Source organism: Methylobacterium sp. CCH5-D2 (assembly GCF_001556475.1).
GTDB classification, from domain to species: domain Bacteria; phylum Pseudomonadota; class Alphaproteobacteria; order Rhizobiales; family Beijerinckiaceae; genus Methylobacterium; species Methylobacterium hispanicum.
The window spans coordinates 1-1,032 of record NZ_LSIX01000919.1; the positions used below are offsets into that span (position 1 = coordinate 1).

The 1,032-nt window shown below is 71.5% G+C and carries 1 protein-coding gene; it reads right to left on the reverse strand.

Going from position 1 to position 1,032, the window contains the following annotated elements; translation table 11 throughout:
* On the reverse strand, nt 1-968 hold a 968-nt coding region (locus AX737_RS24730; RefSeq protein WP_156453936.1), incomplete at its 3' end, for an HlyD family secretion protein.
* Nucleotides 969-1,032: the final 64 nt, after the last annotated feature.

Below are 1,032 nucleotides of genomic sequence, written 5' to 3' on the forward strand. Positions count from 1 at the left end.
GGCGGGGTCTGGGCCGGGTCGCCGGCCGGCACCGCGCGGCCGCGCAGCGCGTCGATCAGGCCTGCCAGCCCGCCGCCGGGTTCCCAGGTGCCGGTGCGGATATCGATCGTGGCCGTCGTCCCGGCGACGAGGGGGATCTGCGCGGGCAGATGTTCGATGCGGATGCGCACCGGCACGCGCTGGGCGAGCCGGACCCAGGTGTAGACCGGGTTGACGCTCGGCAGGCCCTGGGTGCTCGGCGTCGCGTTGAGCGTGCTGATGCCGCGGGTGATGCTGTCGACCCGGCCGCGCAGCGGCTCGTCATAGCCCATGAGGCGGATCTCAGCGTCCGCGCCGACGCGGACGTTGCGCATCTTCGTCTCCTCGAAGTAGCCGTCGATCCAGTAGGAATCGCTGTCGATGACCGAGACGTTGGGGGTGCCGGTGGTGGCGAAGTCGCCGACGCGCAGGAGCAGGTTGTTGACGTAGCCGTTGACGGCGCTGCGCACCTGCGTGCGCTCGAGGTTGACCTTGGCCTGCGCGAGCTGCGCCTGCGCGAGGTCGTAGGCGGCCTGCGCCTGCTTGGCCATGCCGGCGTAGCGCTGCTTCTCCTCGATCGACGTCGAGAGCGTGGTCAGCGCCGCCCGGCGCTCGGCCTGGACCTGCCGCACCTGGAGGTCGGCGGCACGGTTCTCCAGCTCGGCCCGGGCCCGGTCGAGCGCGACCTTGTAGTCGAACGGATCGATCACGTAGAGCACGTCGCCCTTGTGGACGAACTGGTTGTCGGCGATGCGCAGCTCCACGATCTGCCCGCTGATCTGCGGCGCCATGTTGGAGACCTGCACCCGCACGCGCCCGTCCCGGGTCCAGGGACGCGCGTCGAGATAGATCCAGACCAGGGCGGCCGCCGCCGCGCTGACCGCCAGGACCACGCCGGCGGCCAGGAGCCGCCGCACGCGCCGGGGCCGCGTCGTCCGCCTACGGGCCATGCTGCGTACGGGGGCGGGCGCGTTCCGGGCTGTCTCTTATACACATCTCCGAGCCCACGAGACA